The sequence below is a fragment of the Amycolatopsis acididurans genome (genome assembly GCF_012328925.1).
Taxonomy (GTDB): domain Bacteria; phylum Actinomycetota; class Actinomycetes; order Mycobacteriales; family Pseudonocardiaceae; genus Amycolatopsis_E; species Amycolatopsis_E acididurans.
The window spans coordinates 648,613-666,894 of the sequence record NZ_JAAXLS010000001.1 but is presented as its reverse complement, the minus strand read 5'-3'; the positions used below and the strand labels follow the sequence as shown (position 1 = coordinate 666,894).

The following is an 18,282-nucleotide window of genomic DNA, read 5'->3' as shown; positions in this document are numbered from 1 at the left end:
CGGTCGGCTCGCACGAGCGTGAGCTTCGCGATGGTCGCTCATGCCAACCTCCTTCCCGGATCTCAGAGCTTGCAGGCGGGGTCGGCCTGCGGCGTGGTCTGTGCGCCGTTCGCGCTCGCGATGATCTTGAACGCGAGGCCGGAGCCGTCCTTGACGACCTGGCCGAGGTAGGACGGCCGCACCAGTTGGTGATCGCCCGCCCGCATCGTCACCTGGCCGGCGATGCTGTCGAAGCTCAGGTTGTTCAGCGCATCGCGGACCTTCGCCGGATCGGCGCTGCCCGCCTTGTGGATCCCAGCGAACAACGTCTCCGCCGCGAGGTAGGCGTCGGCCTCGACGTAGTAGGGCTTGCTGCCGTACTTCTGGCTGAAGCCCTGCACGAACGCGGTGTTGAGCGCGTTGTTCGCGGCGACGTCGTAGCCGACGTTGTTGTAGAAGCCGACGATCTTCTCTCCCAGCGCCGGGAACAGCGGTTCGGACACCATGTTGAAGCCCAGCACGGACTTGAGCTTCGCGGGCAGGTTGAACTGCGCGGCCTGGTTGACGAACGCGACACCGTCCGCGCCGTACTCCACGGCGAACAGGGCGTCCGCGTCGCTGCTGTTCAGCTTCGAGATGTAGGAGCCGAACTCGGTGGTGTTCAGCGGTGCGTACTGTTCGAGCACGACCTGCTTGCCCGCCGCTTCGGCGGCCTGCTTGAACACCTCGGCCGCGCTGTGCCCGGTCGAGTAGTCCACGGCCTGGATCGCCCACTTCTGGCCTGGCAGCGTCTTCAGGGACGCGGCCAGCGCGTTGACGTCCATCGAGTTGGTCTGCACGGTGCGGAACGCGTTGGCGGTGCAGTCCTTGCCGGTGAGCCCGTCGTCCTTGCCGAGGCTGTTGAACGACAGCGCGTTGAGCCCGGCCAGCTGCTGGTTCAGCGCACCGTTCTCGGTGGAGGTCATGACGCCGCCGATGAACGCGGCGCCGTCCTGGGTCACGACCTCGCGCGCCGCGCGCAGCGTCGTCGCCGACGTCGCGTCAGTGTCCTTTTTGATCAGTTCGACCTTGCGGCCGTCGATGCCGCCCTTGGCATTGACCTCGTCGACGGCGTACTGCCAGCCCTTGGCCGCGTCCGAACCGAACTGGGCCAGCGCGCCGCTGGAGGGCGGGATGATCGCGACCTTGACGGTTTCGGCGGCCGATCCCGACGAGCTGCTGGCGGGCGTCCCGCACGCGGCGAGCGTGCCGGCGAGCAACAATGTGGCAAACGCTGGAACGACTTTGTTCCTCACGGTGACCTCTGCGTTCTGGTTGGGGAGGGGAAAACTCCGGATCGACGTGTCAGACGCGTCACCCAAATTTTGGTCTGACTATTGGAACAAAAGCGTCTCCAGAAAGGGGCAATCTCATGCCCCCGATGGGAGATCCTGTTCTCCCGTTCGGGAGATTTCCTACCCCCGTCAGGCGAAGTTCGGTGGGCGCTTTTCCAGGAACGCCGCCAAACCCTCACCGGCCTCACCGGATTCGAACAAGTCCTGCTCCTGCGCGACCTCGAACGCGAAGCCCTCGGCGAGCGGCAGGTCGAACGCCGCGTCGACCGTCCGGATCACGGCGCTCTGCGCCGGCAGCGATAGCCGCGTCAGTTCACCGGCGAGTTCGAGCGCCTGTGCCTCGGCCTTGCCCGCGTCCACGAGCCGGTCCAGCAGCCCGATCGCGTGCGCCTCGGACGCCGGCACCTGGCGCGCGGTCAGCATGATGTCCAGCGCCCGGCCCCGGCCCACCAGCCGTGGCAGGCGTTGCGTGCCACCGGCACCCGGGATGAGACCGAGTTTGACCTCCGGCAACCCGAATCGCGCGCCCGCGCCGCCGACCCGCAGCGTGCAGGCCATCGCCAGCTCCAGCCCGCCGCCGAGGGCGAGCCCGTCCACCGCGGCGATCGTGATGCGTTCCGGTGCCGCCAGCCGGTCCAGCACCCCGCGGAGCTTGTCGCCGTAGGCGGTGAAGGATTTGGCGTCGGCGCCCACCATGTGCTTGATGTCCGCGCCGGCGGCGAAGAACCCGGGCACCTCGGAGGCGACCACGGCGACCTTCACCCCGCTTGCGGCGTCGGCGTCGTCCAGCGCCGCGTTGAGCCCGTCGATGATCGGCAGGCCGAGCGGATTGGCGGGCGGATGGGCCAGGGTGAACACCCGGATGCCCTCCCCCGCGTCCCGCCAGGTGACCGCGTTGTCTGTCATGTCGTTGCTCCTCAAGGTCGGCGCGGGAACTGGCTGAAATCGGGAAGGCGCTTCTCCTTGAAGGCTTCGCGCCCCTCCTGTGCCTCTTCGGAGGCGTAGAACAGCAGGTTGGCGTCGTGGGCGAGTTGCTGGATACCCGCGAGACCGTCCTCCGCGGCGTGGAAGCTCGCCTTGAGCAGGCGCAGCGCGAACGGCGAGAGCGCCAGCATTTCCCGGCACCACGCGACCGTCTCGGCCTCCAGGTCCGCGAGCGGGACCACGGTGTTGATCAGTCCCATCTCCAGTGCCTGCCGCGCGTCGTACTGGCGGCACAGGAACCAGATCTCCTTGGCCTTGCGGGCACCGACGAGCTGGGTCAGCAGTCCGGCCCCGAACCCGCCGTCGAAGGAGCCCACGCGCGGCCCGACCTGCCCGAACCGCGCGTTGTCCGCCGCGATCGCCAGATCGCACACGAGCTGGAGCACGTGTCCGCCGCCGATCGCGTAGCCCGCGACCATCGCGACGACGGGTTTGGGCAGGCGGCGGATCTGGACGTGCAGATCGGTGACGTGGAACCGGCCCGGCTTGCCGGGCTCGGACAGGTAGCCGGTGTCACCGCGCACGCGCTGGTCGCCACCCGAACAGAAGGCGAGATCTCCCTGTCCGGTCAGGACGATCACCCCGATGCCGGTGTCCTCGCGGGCGACGTCGAGTGCGTCGGAGATCTCGATGAGCGTCTGCGGGCGGAACGCGTTGCGCACTTCCGGGCGGCAGATGGTGATCTTGGCGATCCCGTCGCCCGAGTAGTCCAGCCGGATGTCGGCGTAGTCGCCGACCTGCTTCCAGTCGAGGCCCGTCATGCCATCGTGAGTCCGCCGGAGACGGACAGGGTCTGCCCGGTGATGTACTCGGCGGCGTCGGAGGCGAAGAACGCGACCGCGGCGGCGACGTCGCTGGGCTTGGCCAGCCGCTTCATCGGCACGCTCCGCACCATCCCGCCGAGCACCTTGTCGGCGTCCTGCCCGGAGCTGTCGGCGAACTTGCGCAGCGCCGGGGTGTCGGTCGGGCCGGGGCAGACGGTGTTGGCGGTGACGCCCTTCGTCGCGACCTCGCGGGCGAGTGTCTTGGTGAACGCGATGATGCCGCCCTTCGCGCCGGAGTACACCGCCTCCAGCGACGAGCCGACGCGCCCGGCGTCGGAGCCGATGTTGACGACACGGCCGAACCCTCGCTCGATCATGCCGGGCACGACGGCCTGGATGACCCGCAGCGCGCCCTTGAAGTTGATGTCCAGGATGCGGTTCCAGAAGTCCTCGTCGGTCTCGACGAACTTCATGAAGTCGTCCCAGCCGGCGTTGTTGACCACGACCTCGATCGGGCCGAGCGCTTCGGTCACGGTCTTCACCGCGGCCTGCACCGACGCCGTGTCGGTGATGTCGGTCCGCACGGCCAGCGCGGTGCCGCCCGCGTTCGTGATCTGCTCCGCGGTGGCTTGCGCGGCCTCGAGATTGAGGTCGGCGATGGCCACCTGGTACTTCTGCTCGCCGAGGGTGAGCGCGATGCCCTGTCCGATGCCCTGCGCACCGCCGGTGACGAGCGCGACGCGGTTGCTCATGGTGCTTTCCTTTCAGTGCCAGTCAATGGGGCCGGCGACGATCGAATGGCTGGTCAGCTTGCGTCCGAGAACGTTCTGCACGTCACGGGCGGTGTCGATGAGGGCGGGCAGCGAGATGCCGGTCTCCGCGCCCATCTCGTGGAACATGCTCACCAGGTCCTCGGTGGCGATGTTGCCGGTCGAGCCGGGCGGCACCGGGCAGCCGCCCAGTTCCCCGAAGCTCGACTCGAAACTCGTGCACCCGGCCTCGAACGCGGCGAACGCGTTGGCGAGCCCCTGCCCACGGGTGTTGTGGAAGTGCGCGGTGACCTCGACCCCGGGCAGCCGCTCCAGCGCCGCGGCGAAGAACTCCTTGGCGTAGCGGGGGTTCGCCATGCCCGTGGTGTCCCCGAAGCCGATCTCGGTGGCGCCGGCCTCGGCGAACCGTTCGGCAAGGCCGAGCACCTTGTCCGGTTCCACCTTGCCCTCGTAGGGGCAGCCGAACGAGGTCGCGATCACGGCGGCGCAGCCCAGGCCCGCCTCCCGGATCCGGCGGGCCATCTTGTCGTTGTCGGCCATGGTCTCGGCGATGGCGCGGTTGACGTTGCGCTTGTTGTGCGTCTCCGACGCGGACACGAAGATCGCGGCGTCGTGGAACTTCCCCCGCACCTTCAGCGCGTTGTCCAGGCCCTTGCTGTTGGGAATGAGCACCATCAGCCGGACGTGGGCCGGCACGTCGATCCGGTCCAGCACCTCGGCGCCATCGGAGAGCTGCGGGATCACGTCCGGCCGCACGAAACTGGCGACCTCGATGCGCTGGAGGCCGGTCCGGCCCAGCGCGTTGATCAGCCGCACCTTCTCGTCGGTGGGGATGCGCTCGGGTTCGTTCTGGAACCCGTCGCGCGGCCCGACTTCGCGGATGTGCACGGTCATGCGGTTCGTCCTCTCTGCAGGGCTTCCCGGTGTTCCGGAGCCGCGACGGCGATCAGGCGGCGGGCCCGCTCCGGCAGGTCGCAGCCGCGCAGGTGTGCCATGCCGAACTCGGTCACCACGACGTCCACATCGGACCGTCCGGTGGTGACCGCGCCGTGCACGGCGGGAACGATCGTGGAGTGCGAGCCGGATCGCGACCGCAGCGTGATGATCGAGCGGGCACCGGTCAGCGCGGCGGCCCGGGAGAAGTCCACCTGGCCGCCGACCGCTCCGATGTAGACACCCCGGCGCAGCTCCGCGCCGACCTGCCCGGTCAGGTCGACCTCGATCGCGGAGTTGATCGCCACCAGCGACCGCAGCCGCGACAGGGTTTCCGGGGCGTGGGTGTAGCTCGCGGGCCGGAACTGCACCGGCAGCTCCGGCAACCGGTCGTAGAGCTCCGCGCTGCCCAAGGCCGCGCCGGTGACGATCACGCCGCGGTCGATCTCCTTGCGCGCGCCGGTCAGCACGCCCTTCTCCACCAGCCGCAGCACGCCGTCGGAGATCATCCCGGAGTGAAAGCCCAGATCGGAATGTGCCGCCAGGCAGTCCAGGACGGCCGAGGGCAGCGAGCCCACACCCATCTGCAGCGTGTCACCGTCGTCGATGAGTTCGGCGACGTTCCGTGCGATGGCGAGTTCGACGTCGTCGGCGGGCCGTACCGGCGCCTCGCACAGCGGACGGTCGGTTTCCACGACCGCCGCGAACCGGCTCAGCGGAATCCGCGCGGTGCCCGTCGTGGCCGGCATGCGGCGGTTGATCTCGGCGATCAGCACCGGGGTGTGCTCCACGGCGTCGGCGATGTAGTCGACGCCGACGCCGAGCGAGCACAGGCCGTCCGCGTCGGGGGGCGAGACCTGCACGAGCCCGACATCGCGTGGCAGGGCGCCCTCGGCGAACATTCTCGGCAGCGCCGAGTAGTGGCACGGCACGACCTCCAACCGCCCGGTGCGGCTGAGCTTGCGCAGCTCACCGAGCGCACCGTAGGAGGACAGCGTCACGTTCTGCGGCAACTGCCTGACGAGGCGTTCGTCCCAGCTGAGCCCGCAGAACGCGCGAACCGGGCCGATCCGGTCGGCCTGGTCGAGCAGCGCGTGCACGAGCGGCGTCGGCTCGGCGCTGGCCTGGCTCCACCAGACCCCGGCGCCGGACGGCACGAACGGGGCGAGGTCGATCATCCGTCGAGCCGTTGCACCAGGGTCGCGGTGCCGAGCCCGCCACCGCAACACATCGTCACGAGCCCGAGTTCGGCGTCGCGTCGCTCCATTTCGGACAGCAGGGTCGCGAACAACCGGGACCCGGTGGCTCCGACCGGATGCCCGAGCGCGATCGCGCCGCCGTTGACGTTGACCCGGTCCATATCGGGTTTGAGCTCGCGCTCCCACGCCAGCACCACCGAGCTGAACGCCTCGTTGACCTCGAACAGGTCGATGTCGTCCACCGAGAGCCCGTTGCGGTCGAGCATCTTGCGGGTGGCCGGTATCGGGCCGGTGAGCATGATGATCGGGTCCACGCCGACGGTGGTCTGGTCGACGATGCGGGCCCGCGCACGCAGCCCGTGCTCGGCCGCGGCCTCGCGCGAGGCCAGCAGCACCGCGGCGGCGCCGTCGGAGATCGGAGACGAACTGCCCGCGGTGATCCGCCCGTTTTCCTCGCGGAAGGCGGGTTTGAGCTTCGCGAGGCCGTCCAGATCCGTGCCGGGGCGGATGCTCTGATCGCCCCGCAGGTCCCCGAACGGGACCATCTCCGCGTCGAAGCGCCCGGCCTCCAGCGCCTCGGCCGCGAGCCGGTGCGAGCGCACCGCGAAGGCGTCCATCTCCTCGCGCGGGATCTGCCAGCGATCGGCGATCAGCTCGGCGCTCTCGCCCTGGTGCACGAACGCGTAGCGGTCGCGCAGTTCCTGCGGCCACGGGTCGCCGTAGAGTTCGGAGATCTTGCCCGGCGAGTCGATCGGCACGTGCCCCATGTGCTCGACCCCGCCCGCGATCACCACATCGTGCGTGCCCGTGCCGACCAGCCCGGCGGCCATCTCGACCGCGGTCTGCGCGGACCCGCAGCGGCGGTCCAGCGTCACGGCCGGCACCTCGGGCGGATATCCGGCCTGCAGCCAGGCGTTGCGCCCGATGTTGCGGGACTGCTCCCCGAACGGCGCCGTGCAGCCGATCACCAGGTCCTCGACCGCGCCCGGCTCGAGCCCGGTGCGCCCGATCAGCTCGTCGTAGCAGGCGCGCAACAAGGTATTCGGGTGGGTGTCGCGGTACCAGCCGCGTTCGGGATGGGATTTGCCGATGGGCGTGCGCACCGCCTCGGCGATGAGCACCTCGCGTCCGTGCCGCATCACATCACCGTTCCGCCGTCGACGGGCAGCACCTGGCCCGTGATGTACCCGGCCGCGTCCGAGGCCATGAACACGAAACTGCCCGCGATCTCCTCCGGACCGGCCCAGCGGCCGAGCGGAATCCGCGCCAGCGTCTTGGCCGCGAGCTTCTCGTTGCCGCGGATGTTCTCGGTCATCGCGGTGGCGGCCAGCGGTGCGAGCGCATTGCAGGTGACCTGCCGCCGCGCCAGCTCCTTGGCCAGCGATTTGGTGAGCCCGATGATCCCGGCCTTGGCGGCACCGTAGTTCGCCTGGCCGATCGTGCCCTCCAGGCCCGCCGCCGAGGTGACGTTGATGATCCGCCCGGTTCCGTCGTCGGGCAGGTACTCCAGGACCGCCTGGCTGCACACGAAGCTGCCGACGAGGTGGATGTCGAGGATGCGGCGGAACGCCTCCTCGGTCAGCTTCGGAAACATCGCCGGGGCGATGGCACCCGCGTTGTTGACCAGGATGTGCAGTGTGCCATCCGCGAGCGCGGCGGCGCGGCGGGCCGCCTCGGCCGCGGCCTTGCTGTCGCGCACGTCGAGCGCGTAATAGTCCGCCGCCGCCCCGATTTCCTCGGCGGTCGCCTTCGCCGCCGCCTCGTCGATGTCGGTGACGAGCACCTTCGCCCCGGCAGTGGCGAACGCTTTCGCGACCGCCGCTCCGATCCCGCCTCCGGCGCCGGTCACCAGCGCCGCGCGGCCGTCAAGTCGAAACATCAGTAGCTCCTGGGAAGTCCGAGCACGTGCGAGCCGAGATAGTTGAGCACCATCTCCTGACTCAGCGGCGCGATCCTGAGCAGCCGCGCCTCACGGAAGTAGCGGGCGACGTGGTACTCCTCCGAATACCCCATGCCGCCGTGGGTCTGCAGTGCACGGTCGGCGGCCTGGAAACCGGCGTCCGCGCACAGGTACTTCGCCGTGTTCGCCTCGCGGCCACACGGTTTTCCGTTGTCGTAGAGCCAGGTCGCCTTGCGCAGCGCCAGTTCCGCCGCGTCCAGGCGCGCCAGCGAGTCGGCCAGCGGGAACTGCAGTCCCTGGTTCATGCCGATCGGACGGCCGAACACCTCGCGCTCGTTGCCGTAGCGCACCGCACGCTTGAGCGCCGCCCGGCCCAGGCCCAGCGCCTCGGCGGCCACGAGCATCCGCTCCGGGTTCAGACCGTCCAAAATGTACTTGAAGCCCTGCCCCTCCGCACCGACCCGGTCCTCCACGGGGATCCGCAGGTTGTCGATGAACAACTCGTTCGACGTCACCGCGTTGCGGCCCATCTTGCGGATGGGCCGGATGTCCACGTGGTCGCGGTCGAGATCGGTGAGGAACAGCGTCAGCCCGTCGGTCTTCTTCTTCGCGTCCTCGAACTTCGTGGTGCGCGTGAGCAGGAGGACCTTCTCCGACTCCATGGCCTTGGAGATCCACACCTTGCGGCCGTTGACGACGTAGTGGTCGCCGTCCCGCTTGGCGAACGTGGTGATCTTCGTGGTGTCCAGGCCCGCGCCCGGTTCGGTGACACCGAAACACACGTGCAGGTCCCCGTTGACGATGCGCGGCAGGGTGCGGCGCTTGAGTTCCTCCGAGCCGTGCACGATCACCGGGTGCATCCCGAAAATCGACAGGTGCATCGAGCTCGCGGCGTTCATGCCACCGCCGGAGGCCGACACCTCCTCGAGCAGGATCGAGGCCTCGGTGATGCCGAACCCGTGCCCGCCGTACTCCTCCGGCGTGGTGATGCCCAGCCAGCCGCCCTTGGCGAACGCGTCGTAGAACTCGGTCGGGAACTCGTGCGCCTCGTCCTTGTCCAGCCAGTACTCGTCACCGAATTTGCCCGCCAGTTCGGCCACCGCCGCCCTGATGGTGGCCTGATCCTCGGTCAGCTCAAAGTCCACAGCAAGTCTCCTACCCCGCACTGGATATGGACTAACTGTACTAAAGGACTGACCAAAAGTCTAGGCCGCCGGGACCAGCGGCAACGCGGCGGCGAGCCGCTCGTTCCACACGGCCGGCGATCCGAAAAGCATATTGTTGAACTTGGCGCGCTTGTAGAACAGCTGCAGGTCGTGCTCCCACGTGTAACCGATCGCGCCGTGCAGCGTCAGCGCCGCATCGGCCGCGCGCTCCGCCGCCGCACACACCTGCGCCTTCGCCGCCGCCGCGTGCAGCGCGCACTCCTCGTGCCCCTGCTCGACCGACGCGGCCGCGTAGTAGACCAGCGACCGCGCCGCTTCGACGTCGACCAGCATCTGCGCGGCGGCGTGCTTGACCGCCTGGAACGAGCCGATCGGCACGCCGAACTGCTGGCGCTGCTTGCTGTAGTCCACCGCCAGCTCCAGCATCCGCTCCGCCGCGCCCAGGCTGTCCGCCGCGACGAGAACGGCAGCACGCAGGGCGAGCGGTCCGAGATCCACTGTGGACTCGCCACTCACGGAAACATCCGCGACCGAACGGCTGCGGTCGAGCAGCTTGCGCGGCGCGACATCCACATCGGAGGCTTCGACGACTCGCACACCGTCGCCGCCGGGCACGACGAACCGGTGCGCCCGGTCCCCGCCGAGGACGTACCGCGTCGTTGCGTTCCCGGTCGTCGCCGCGTCAAGGGGACGGCTCGCGTCGAGCGCGAGCACCGCGAACTCGCCGTCCTCCAGCGATGTGGCGGCGATTTCGGGCGATTGCGACAAAAACGGAGCCGCGAGAACCGCGGCCAGCCACGCGGACGACGGCGCCGCCGCACGGCCGAGCTGTTCCGCCGCGAGCGCCAGTTCGACGAGCCCGCCGCCCTGACCGCCCAGCTCTTCCGGCGTGCCGACGGTGAACCAGCCCTCTTCGACGAACCGCCGCTCGAACTCCCCCGGGTCACCCGAATCCAGCCAGCCGCGCACCTTCTCCACCGGCGCGAACCGTTCCAGCCAGCCCCGGAAGGAGTCCCGGAACAGTTCCTGATCCTCGGTCAGAGTCCACCGCATCTTCGCGCCTCCCGGATTCCCGCGACAATTACTGATTCAATACGTCGCGGACGATACTTCGAAAATGGTAACTTAGGTCAGACCGTTAGACCATCTGTTGGGAGAACCACATGGCCGGCGCTCGCGCACACGAGCCCAAAACCATCCGATCGGCGGTGCGGCTGACGCCGATGGAGGTGCCCAAGGCCTCGGACGTGCTCGCCAACGAGCTGCGTGAACGGATCCTCGACGGCGAGTTCCCCGAGGGCACCGCGCTGCCCCCGGAACGCGAGCTGGTGAGCCAGACGCAGATGAGCCGCACCACGGTGCGCGAAGCGCTGCGCATCCTCGAAGTGCAGGGACTCGTGCGGATCAAGACCGGCCGCGCGGGCGGTGCGTTCGTGCAGCGGCCGGGCAGGGACTCGGTCGCCACGTCGGTGAGCCTGCTCATCCGCGGCCAGCAGATCCGGCTCGCCGCGCTGCTGGAAACCCGCGAGGCGATCGAACCGTTCTGCGCCCGGCTCGCCGCGCGCCATCGCACCGACGCCGACCTCGACCGGCTCGACGCGGCGAACAAGGACATCGCCGACCCCGACGGCAGCCTCGCCTCGTTCCTGCAGGCGAACGTCGACTGGCACGTCGCGGTCGCCACGGCCAGCCACAACGAGCTGCTGACCGGTCTGATGACCGCGCTGTCGCAGGCCATCTACACCGCGACGGAGAACGAGGACTTCGTCGACGCGGAGGTGCGCCGCACCACGGTGCGCGCGCACAAGTCCATCACCGAGGCCATCCGTGCCCAGGACCCCGACGCGGCCGTCCGCCGCATGGGCCGCCACGTGCACGCCTACGCCGAAGCGGTCCTGCAGGTGGACGACCGCACCGAGATCGAGGTCCCCGACGCCTGATCCCGCGCCGCGCGGGAGCCCCTCATATGCGCCTTGAGGGACTCCCGCACGCCATCTCAGGCCTCGTGCACGGCGGCGCGGATCTCCTCGACGGCTTCGGGGTTTTCCGCGCCGGAGAGGTCACCGGGGTCCTGGCCGAGGATCGCCGCGCGCACCGCCCGGCGCAGGATCTTCGCCGAACGCGTCTTGGGCAGCTGGGCCACCTTCCGCACCACACTCGGCGCGAACGGCTTGCCCAGTTCGTCGGCCACCATGTCGCGCAGCCGCGCGGACACGTCCTCGGTCTCGCCGGCGCGCGGCACCCAGAACGCCCACACCGCCTCGCCCTTCTTCGCGTCCGGCACACCCACCGCCGCGGCCTCCGCCACCGCGGGATGGGTCGTCAGCACCGATTCCACCTCGGCGGGTGCGAGCCGCTTGCCCGCGACGTTCATGACGTCGTCGGACCGGCCGCGGATGTACCACTGCCCGTCGGCGTCGATGAGCGCGTAGTCGCCGTGCCGCCACATCCCGGGGAAGGTCGACCAGTACGCCTCCAGATAACGCTCGTCGTCCTTCCACACCCCGCGGGTCATCGCCGGCCAGGGCTGGCGGCACACCAGCTCGCCGATCTGCCCGCGCACCGGCTGCCCCGCGTCGTCCACGACGTCGACGTCCATACCGAGTGAGGGCCCGCCGAGCGAGCAGCTGCGGATTTCCTCGACCGGGTAAGGCGCCAGGAACGAGCCGCCGACCTCGGTGCCGCCGGAGAAGTTGATGATCGGCACCCGCCCGCCGAACACCTCGCGTGCGAGCCATTCGTAGGAGTCGGGGTCCCACGGCTCGCCGGTCGAGCCGATGACGTGGACCGAGGACAGGTCCGGCAGGTCGTGCCCGCCCGTGCGCAGCGTGCGGATCAGCGTCGGTGACACGCCGAGCATGGTGACGCGGTGGCGTTCGGCAAGGCGCCACAAGCGATCGAGGCCCGGCACGTCCGGCGAGCCCTCGTACAGCAGCAACGTCGCGCCGTTGGCGTGCGTGCCGAAGATCGACAGCGGGCCCATGATCCAGCCCATGTCGGTGACCCAGCAGAACACGCCGTCCTCGCCGATGTCGAACGAGTAGGCGACCTCGCTGGCGGTCTTGACCAGGAACCCGGCGTGGGTGTGCACCGCGCCCTTCGGACGCCCGGTCGTGCCGGAGGTGTAGGCCAGCAGCAAGGTGTCCGTGGCTCGCATCGGCTCCGCGGCCCCGGCTTCGCCGGTGGGCAGCTCGCTCCACCGCACGTCGCGGTCGCCGGTCTTCGGTGTGCCATCGAGGTTTCCGATCACCACGACGTGCTCGACGGTGGGGCAGGACTCCAGCGCCTCGTCCAGCAGCGGCTTCATCGCGACCTCGCGCCGCCTGCGCACGGTGCCGTCGGCCACGATGACCGCCTTCGCGTCGGCGTCCTGCAGACGCGACGCGATCGCGGTGGGTGCGAATCCGGAGAACAGCGGCACCAGTACCGCGCCCAGCCGCGCGACCGCGTAACAGGCGACCACGGCTTCCGGGATCATCGGCAGGAACAGTCCCACCGCGTCACCACGTCCGATGCCGAGCGCACGCAAGCCACCCGCGACTCGCTCGACCTCTGCGCCCAACTCGCGGTAGGTCAGCGTGCGGGTGGTGCCGTCCTCGGCCTCGTGGACCACCGCCGCCCGCTCCGGTGCGCTCGCCGCCCACCGGTCCAGGCACGCGTCGACGATGTTCAGTTCGCCGCCGACGAACCAGTCGGGGTGTTCGATACCGCGCGCGAGGTCCACGACCCGGTGATACGGCGTGCGAAACGGCAGTGCGAGGTCCTTGACCACGGCGTCCCAGTACCAGCCGATATCGGCGACGGAGGCCTCGCGCAGCTGCGCGATCGAGTCGTACCCGTGGGCGCGCGCGAGCCGGGTGACGTTGGCGTTGTCGAGGTAGTCGGCAGAAGGGGTCCAGGTGTACACGTCAGCTCCTCGGCATGCCGAGCATCCGCTCGGCCACGATGTTGCGCTGGATGAAGGTCGATCCCCCGGCGATGGCGGTGCCCCTCGCTTGGTAGGCCAGCCGCAGCCAGCGCGAGTCGTGCTCCTCGTCGAGCGCGAACTGCCCGCCGAGTTCGTCCAGCGACAGCCGGAAGTCGGCCAGGTCCTCCACCAGCGGGCAGAAGAACAGCTTCCCGATCGAGGTCACCGGTCCCGGCGGGCCGCCCTCGGCCGCCTGGGTGATGACGCGCTGGCCGATCAGGTAATGCGTGAGCGCGCGGCCGTAGAGATCGGCGACGCGCGCCCGGATTCGCGGGTCCGTCCCCAGTGGACGGCCGTCGGGGCCGGTGCGGTGTGCGATGTCGGAGATGATGTCCTCCACCGCGCGGGTGGTGTTCACCCGGCCCGTGGCGATCGCGACTCGCTCGTAGGACAGCGTGCCCATCGCGACGCGCCACCCGCCGTCGACCTCGCCGACCACCAGTTCGTCGGGCACGAACACGTCGTCGAGGAACACCTCGTTGAACTCGGCCTCGCCCAGCATGTGCGCCAGCGGCCGCACGGTGATGCCGTCGGAGTCCATCGGCAGCAGGAAGTAGGTGATGCCCTTGTGCCGCGGTCCGCCGCCGGTGCGCGCCAGCAGGATCGCGTGCGCGGCGAGCTGCGCGCGGCTGGTCCAGATCTTCTGCCCCTGAATGCGCCAGCCGCCGTCCACCTTGGTGGCCTTGGTGCGCAGCGAGGCCAGGTCCGAGCCCGCCTCCGGTTCGGAGAACAACTGGCACCAGATCTCGTCGCCGGTCAGGATCGGGCGCAGGAACCGTTCCTTCTGCGCCTCGGTGCCGAAGTTCACGATCGTCGGGCCGGCGAAGTCCTCACCGATGATATTGAGACGCTCCGGGGCCCCGGCGCGGTCGGTTTCCTCGGTGAAGACGGCGCGCAGCTTCTCGTCCACCCCGCGGCCGCCGTACTCCTTCGGCCAGGACAGCCCGGCGTAGCCGGCCTCGAACAGCATCTGCTGCCACTGCCGCCAGAACGGCGCCTTGCCCACCAGGTCCGGCGGCTCCGGCCAGGGCAGCTTCGGGAGCGCGGCGCCCAGCCACTCCCTGATCTCGGCCCGGAACCGGGCCTCCTCGGGCGAGTCCGCGAGATCCATGGCATTCCCCTTCGCACGTCTTCGGTCTAATCTTAGTTTAGGTCAGACCAAAAAGGGAGATGGGTGTGACAGTCGTTGATGAGGTCGCGTTCGACGTCGAGCGCGGCAAGATCAAAGAGTTCGCCACCGCGACACTCGCCGAGGACCCCGTGCACACGGACCCGGAGGCCGCTCGCGCGGCGGGGTTCGAAGATGTGCTCGCCACGCCGACGCACGTGGTGGTCGCCGGACACCACCGCGACCAGCGGGGTTTCGTGGACAAGCTCGGCCTCGCCTACGAGCGCGTCGTCGTCGGCTCGGTCACCTGGACCTACCTCCGTCCCGTACTCGCGGGCGACCGGTTGACCGCCGTGCGGCGCGTCGTGGACGACGTGCGGAAGAAGTCGCTGCGGATCGTGACCCTGGAAACCGAGTACACCGACCAGCACGGCGAGGCGGCCGTCCGTGTGCGGGAGGCCCTGATCGAACGAGGAGCACAGTCATGAGGCCACCGGTCCCGGTCCAGCCAGGACACCAGCTGCCGGTGCGGGAAATCGGCCCCGTGACACAGACACACATCGTCCGGTTCGCCGGCGCGGGCGGGGATTTCAACCCGCTGCACCACGACCCGGCCTTCGCCGTGAAGGCCGGCTTCCCCGGCGTGCTCGCGATGGGCCAGATGCACGCGGGCATGCTCGCCTCGTGGCTGTCCGACTGGGCCGGTGCCGAACACCTGCGTGAGTTCGAGGTCCGGTTCGTGGCGCCGGTGTTCCTCGGTGATGTGCTGCGGCTCTCGGGCGAGGTCGTGGGCGTCGAGGACCACATCGCCGAACTGACTCTCGCCGCGGCCCGCGGTGAGGACGAGGTGATCCGCGCGCGGGCGCGCGTCCTCACGGCGTGAATCGTTGCCGCAGACGGTATTTGAGGATCTTCCCGCCCACCGTCTGCGGCATCTCGTCGACGTAGAGGATCCGCTTGGGCGACTCGTACCCGGCCAGCCGCTGCCGGGCGTGCGCGATCAGCTCTCCCTCGCCGGGCCGCTCCCCCGGCTTCGGCTGCACCACCGCGGCCACGATCTCGCCCCAGGTGTCGTCCGGCAGGCCGATGACCGCCACACGCTCCACCGCCGGATGCTCGGCGAGCGCCGCTTCCACGCGCATGCTCGACACGTTCTCCCCGCCCGACTTCACGATGTCCTTGAACCGGTCCACCATGATCTGGCCGCCGCCGACCTCATACGCACAGCTGTCGCCGGAGTGAAACCAGCCGCCACGGAAGGCCTCCGCGGTCGCTTCATGGTCCCGGTAGTAGCCCGCCGTGAGCACCGGTGAGCGGTACACCGCCTCGCCCGCCAACCCGGGCCTGCCGCGCAGGCTCCGGCCCTCCTCGTCCACGATGTCGGCCGCCAGCATGGGATTGGGCACGCCCACGTGGTTCACCCCGGCCGCGGCCTTGCCCGGTTCGCGGTCGGGCCAGAACCGGAAGCAGGACATGGATTCCGTCTGCCCGAACACCTCCAGCAGCGCGACGTCGCCGCCGCACGCCGCCCGGACGCGGTCGAACAGACCGGGTTGCATGGCGCCCCACGAGAACATCGCCACGGTCAGGCTGCACAGGTCCACCTCCGGCCGGGCCTCGGCCTCGTCGACGAGTTTGTTCAGCCACAACGGCGAACCAGCCCACAGCGCCGTGATGCTTTCCGCCGTGACGGCATCCGCCAGCGCGGCCGCGTCGGGCCGCCGTCCCAGCACGACGGTGCCGCCGGCGAAGAACGCCGGCAGGACGGCGGAGTTGTGCCCGCAGTGGTAGACGATCGGCAGGAAGGTCGCGAGCTTCAGCTCGTCCTCGTAGGCCAGGCCCCGGGTGAGCGACATGGCGTAGCTGTATGCGGTCAGGTAGGAGTAGGTGTGCGTGGTCATCGAGGCCTTCGGCATCGCCGTGGTGCCGGAGGTGAACACGAGACTCCACACGTCGTCCGCGTGCACGGCGACGTCCACCTCGGTCGCGGGATGCTCGCGGATCCAGTCGTGGAAGGACGGGCCGGGCGCGGGCCCGCCGATCGGGATCGTCACGGACTTCGGCAGCACGTTCGCCGCGCGCTGCACGAATTCGGCGTCCACGACGGCGAAGGAGACGTCCACGTGCTCGACGACCCACGCCAGCACGTCCGGCGCGAGCATCGGGTTCACCGGCACCGCCACCAGGCCGGCCTTCGCGATGCCGATCATCAGCACGATGGCCTCGACCGAGTTGTCGCAGTACAGCAGCACGCGGTCGCCGGGACTCAGCCCCTCGGCCAGCAGCGCGTGCGCGACCCGGTTCGCCGCTTCGTCGGCCTGCCGGTAGGTCAGCGAGCGGAACTCCTCGTCGCCGTAGGCACCGCGCCATCCGGTGATCGCGGTCCGGTCCGGCCTGCTCCAGGTGAGCCGCTCCAGCACATCACCGACCGCCATCCGGTTCCACCGGTCGACGGCGCGACGGCCGCGCAGCGTCGTGACGTCGAAGTCCATGGCTCACACCGACAGCGACGAGGCCTTGAGCTTGTCCGCGATGTCCGCGCGCAGCAGGTGTTTCTGGATCTTGCCGGTCGCGGTCATCGGGAACTCGCGCACCACTTCGAGCCGTTCGGGCATCTTCTGGATCGCGAGGCCCTGCCCCAGCAGGTACTCCTTCAGCTCGTCCAGCGTCACCGCCTCGTGCCCCGGTTTCGGGATCAGGTAACAGCAGATCCGCTCGCCGAGCCGGTGGTCGGGCATGCCGACGACCGCGACGGCGGCGACCGCGGGATGCCCGGCCAGCAGGTCCTCCACCTGGCGGACGCTGATGTTCATCCCGCCGCGGATCACGATGTCCTTGAGCCGCCCGGTGACTCGTACGTAGCCGTCGGCGTCCATCACGCCCAGATCCCCGGAACGCGAGTAGCCCTCCGGCGTGAACAGCGCCGCGGTCTCCTCGGGTTTGCCGATGTACTCCAGCATGTGCATCGGGCCGCGGTAGGCGATGTCGCCTTCCTTGCCCCGCGGCACTTCCGCACCGAGTTCGTCCACGATCTTGACCGAACTGCCCGGCAGCACGCGTCCGTCGGAGGTGATCGACCGGCGCGGTTCGTCCTCGACCGTGCACATCGTGGTGGTGATGTTCTCGGTGCGGCCGTAGAGGCTGAGCACCCGGCAACCGGGCAGCAATCGCCCGGCCTGCTCCACGAACGAGCCGGGGATCGGCGCGCCCGCGGCGACCCACAGCCGCAGGCTGCTCGCGTCGTGTTGCTCGGGATCGTAGACGTCCATCAGCATCTGCAGGAACGTCGTGGCGGTCACGGCCAGCGTGCATCCGAAGCGCCGGATGTGATCCAGGCCGGCGCGCGGTTCCCACATCTCCATCACGTGGGAGGCGGCGCCGTGCATGAGGGGCAGGATGATGCTCGTGACCAGTCCGGTCGTGTGCGTGACCGGTGACGGTCCGAATTGGACATCCGATTCGCGGTAGCCGAAACCCTTGGCCAGCAGGCGGGAGCCGCAGGCCATCGTGTTGAACGTGTGCAGGCAGCCCTTGGGGCGGGAGGTCGTGCCGGAGCTGTAGACGATCACGAAATGGTCGTCCGGGCCCACGCCCGGGCCGATTTCCCGTGCCGCCGCCTCCGGTTCCACATCGGCGAACAGCGAGTCGAACGCGGTCGTGTCCTCGCTTTCGCTGCCGCGCAGCACGACGATACGCTCCAGACCGGCAGCGTCGGCCCGCACCGTGCGGTACATGTCGACGTAGTCGAACTTCTTGAACGTCTCGCACGTGAAGACCATGCGGGCACCGGAATTCCGCACGATGTAGCCGACCTCGTCGAAGCGGTAGATCGGCATGATCGGCACCATGATCACGCCGAGCCGCGACAGTGCCACGGCGAGCTGCGCGAACTCGACCCAGTTCGGGATCTGCACGCACACCCGGTCGCCGGCGCGAAGTCCGTGGCGGTGCAGCCCGGCGGCCAGCCGCAGGGCGCTGTCACGCAGCTCGGCGAAGGTGAGCGACCGGGTGTCGTCGGTGATGAAGACCTTGTCGGGCCGTTGCGCCACCTGGATCTCGAGCATGTCGAACAAGGTCTGCGGGCACCAGCGGCCCGTCGCGTAGAAGTGCTCGATTTCCTCGGCGGAGTAGCGGTCTCTCACCGTCGCGAACGTCATCAGCGATCTTCCTTGATCTCG

Annotated in this window: 17 protein-coding genes; 3 read left to right on the top strand and 14 right to left on the bottom strand. The window is 69.4% G+C overall.

Annotated features, from left to right (window positions below):
* Positions 1–62: 62 nt before the first annotated feature.
* From HFP15_RS03315 to HFP15_RS03270, 10 genes are all read right to left on the bottom strand, one after another.
* Positions 63–1,241: an ABC transporter substrate-binding protein gene (locus HFP15_RS03315; RefSeq protein WP_168511164.1), complete on the bottom strand. Its 1,179-nt coding sequence runs from the start codon at positions 1,239–1,241 to the stop codon at positions 63–65.
* A 201-nt stretch (positions 1,242–1,442) separates the two neighbouring features.
* Positions 1,443–2,219: an enoyl-CoA hydratase/isomerase family protein gene (locus tag HFP15_RS03310; RefSeq protein WP_168511162.1), complete on the bottom strand. Its 777-nt coding sequence runs from the start codon at positions 2,217–2,219 to the stop codon at positions 1,443–1,445.
* An 11-nt stretch (positions 2,220–2,230) separates the two neighbouring features.
* Positions 2,231–3,058: a 1,4-dihydroxy-2-naphthoyl-CoA synthase gene (menB, locus tag HFP15_RS03305; protein ID WP_168511160.1), complete on the bottom strand. Its 828-nt coding sequence runs from the start codon at positions 3,056–3,058 to the stop codon at positions 2,231–2,233.
* Entirely contained in the window at positions 3,055–3,813 is a 759-nt protein-coding gene (locus HFP15_RS03300) for an SDR family NAD(P)-dependent oxidoreductase (protein ID WP_168511158.1), read from the bottom strand. The genes menB and HFP15_RS03300 overlap by 4 nt, the downstream gene beginning before the upstream one ends.
* A gap of 12 nt (positions 3,814–3,825) precedes the next feature.
* Positions 3,826–4,725 carry a hydroxymethylglutaryl-CoA lyase gene (locus HFP15_RS03295; RefSeq protein ID WP_168511156.1) on the bottom strand — a complete coding sequence of 300 codons (900 nt, stop codon included), beginning with the start codon at positions 4,723–4,725 and terminating at the stop codon, positions 3,826–3,828.
* A complete protein-coding gene (locus HFP15_RS03290; protein ID WP_168511154.1) occupies positions 4,722–5,942 on the bottom strand; it encodes an acetyl-CoA hydrolase/transferase family protein in 1,221 nt (406 codons plus the stop codon). Before HFP15_RS03290 ends, HFP15_RS03295 begins: the two co-directional genes overlap by 4 nt.
* Positions 5,939–7,102, bottom strand: coding sequence for a thiolase family protein (locus HFP15_RS03285; protein ID WP_168511152.1), 1,164 nt, complete (start codon positions 7,100–7,102; stop codon positions 5,939–5,941). Before HFP15_RS03285 ends, HFP15_RS03290 begins: the two co-directional genes overlap by 4 nt.
* Positions 7,102–7,842 (bottom strand): SDR family NAD(P)-dependent oxidoreductase, encoded by a 741-nt coding sequence (locus HFP15_RS03280; protein WP_168511150.1) that lies wholly within the window; start codon positions 7,840–7,842, stop codon positions 7,102–7,104. The genes HFP15_RS03285 and HFP15_RS03280 overlap by 1 nt, the downstream gene beginning before the upstream one ends.
* The gene (locus HFP15_RS03275) at positions 7,842–9,008 is read right to left on the bottom strand and encodes an acyl-CoA dehydrogenase family protein (protein ID WP_168511148.1); all 1,167 of its coding nucleotides are present in this window, start codon (positions 9,006–9,008) and stop codon (positions 7,842–7,844) included. Before HFP15_RS03275 ends, HFP15_RS03280 begins: the two co-directional genes overlap by 1 nt.
* A 60-nt stretch (positions 9,009–9,068) precedes the next feature.
* A complete protein-coding gene (locus tag HFP15_RS03270) occupies positions 9,069–10,082 on the bottom strand; it encodes an acyl-CoA dehydrogenase family protein (protein ID WP_168511146.1) in 1,014 nt (337 codons plus the stop codon).
* A gap of 110 nt (positions 10,083–10,192) precedes the next feature.
* On the opposite strand from HFP15_RS03270, the gene HFP15_RS03265 reads away from it, so the two are divergent.
* Positions 10,193–10,969, top strand: a complete 777-nt coding sequence (locus HFP15_RS03265; RefSeq protein WP_210716634.1) for a FadR/GntR family transcriptional regulator — start codon at positions 10,193–10,195, stop codon at positions 10,967–10,969.
* Positions 10,970–11,025: 56 nt separating this feature from the next.
* On the opposite strand, the gene HFP15_RS03260 is transcribed toward HFP15_RS03265, so the two are convergent.
* Both HFP15_RS03260 and HFP15_RS03255 read right to left on the bottom strand, forming a co-directional pair.
* The gene (locus HFP15_RS03260) at positions 11,026–12,936 is read right to left on the bottom strand and encodes an AMP-binding protein (RefSeq protein WP_168511144.1); all 1,911 of its coding nucleotides are present in this window, start codon (positions 12,934–12,936) and stop codon (positions 11,026–11,028) included.
* Between the two features lies 1 nt (position 12,937).
* A complete protein-coding gene (locus HFP15_RS03255) occupies positions 12,938–14,107 on the bottom strand; it encodes an acyl-CoA dehydrogenase family protein (protein ID WP_168511143.1) in 1,170 nt (389 codons plus the stop codon).
* Between the two features lie 65 nt (positions 14,108–14,172).
* On the opposite strand from HFP15_RS03255, the gene HFP15_RS03250 reads away from it, so the two are divergent.
* Together HFP15_RS03250 and HFP15_RS03245 are read left to right on the top strand one after the other, a co-directional pair.
* Entirely contained in the window at positions 14,173–14,592 is a 420-nt protein-coding gene (locus tag HFP15_RS03250) for an FAS1-like dehydratase domain-containing protein (protein ID WP_312871427.1), read from the top strand.
* The gene (locus tag HFP15_RS03245) at positions 14,589–14,987 is read left to right on the top strand and encodes a MaoC/PaaZ C-terminal domain-containing protein (RefSeq protein ID WP_168511139.1); all 399 of its coding nucleotides are present in this window, start codon (positions 14,589–14,591) and stop codon (positions 14,985–14,987) included. The genes HFP15_RS03250 and HFP15_RS03245 overlap by 4 nt, the downstream gene beginning before the upstream one ends.
* Here the strand turns inward: HFP15_RS03245 and HFP15_RS03240 are convergent.
* Positions 14,977–16,596 (bottom strand): AMP-binding protein, encoded by a 1,620-nt coding sequence (locus HFP15_RS03240; RefSeq protein WP_168511137.1) that lies wholly within the window; start codon positions 16,594–16,596, stop codon positions 14,977–14,979. The two genes, HFP15_RS03245 and HFP15_RS03240, sit on opposite strands and share 11 nt — an antisense overlap.
* Before the next feature lie 3 nt (positions 16,597–16,599).
* Positions 16,600–18,261: an AMP-binding protein gene (locus HFP15_RS03235; protein WP_168511135.1), complete on the bottom strand. Its 1,662-nt coding sequence runs from the start codon at positions 18,259–18,261 to the stop codon at positions 16,600–16,602.
* Positions 18,262–18,282: the final 21 nt, after the last annotated feature.

Bases quoted from the DNA above. Each gene is read 5' to 3' on its own strand.
- HFP15_RS03255 (WP_168511143.1), bottom strand. From the start codon at position 14,107: ATGGATCTCGCGGACTCGCCCGAGGAGGCCCGGTTCCGGGCCGAGATC.
- HFP15_RS03245 (WP_168511139.1), top strand. From the start codon at position 14,589: ATGAGGCCACCGGTCCCGGTCCAGCCAGGACACCAGCTGCCGGTGCGG.
- HFP15_RS03280 (WP_168511150.1), bottom strand. From the start codon at position 7,842: ATGTTTCGACTTGACGGCCGCGCGGCGCTGGTGACCGGCGCCGGAGGC.
- HFP15_RS03300 (WP_168511158.1), bottom strand. From the start codon at position 3,813: ATGAGCAACCGCGTCGCGCTCGTCACCGGCGGTGCGCAGGGCATCGGA.
- HFP15_RS03240 (WP_168511137.1), bottom strand. From the start codon at position 16,596: ATGGACTTCGACGTCACGACGCTGCGCGGCCGTCGCGCCGTCGACCGG.
- HFP15_RS03265 (WP_210716634.1), top strand. From the start codon at position 10,193: ATGGCCGGCGCTCGCGCACACGAGCCCAAAACCATCCGATCGGCGGTG.
- HFP15_RS03290 (WP_168511154.1), bottom strand. From the start codon at position 5,942: ATGATCGACCTCGCCCCGTTCGTGCCGTCCGGCGCCGGGGTCTGGTGG.
- HFP15_RS03295 (WP_168511156.1), bottom strand. From the start codon at position 4,725: ATGACCGTGCACATCCGCGAAGTCGGGCCGCGCGACGGGTTCCAGAAC.
- HFP15_RS03270 (WP_168511146.1), bottom strand. From the start codon at position 10,082: ATGCGGTGGACTCTGACCGAGGATCAGGAACTGTTCCGGGACTCCTTC.
- HFP15_RS03310 (WP_168511162.1), bottom strand. From the start codon at position 2,219: ATGACAGACAACGCGGTCACCTGGCGGGACGCGGGGGAGGGCATCCGG.
- HFP15_RS03285 (WP_168511152.1), bottom strand. From the start codon at position 7,102: ATGCGGCACGGACGCGAGGTGCTCATCGCCGAGGCGGTGCGCACGCCC.
- HFP15_RS03235 (WP_168511135.1), bottom strand. From the start codon at position 18,261: ATGACGTTCGCGACGGTGAGAGACCGCTACTCCGCCGAGGAAATCGAG.
- menB (WP_168511160.1), bottom strand. From the start codon at position 3,058: ATGACGGGCCTCGACTGGAAGCAGGTCGGCGACTACGCCGACATCCGG.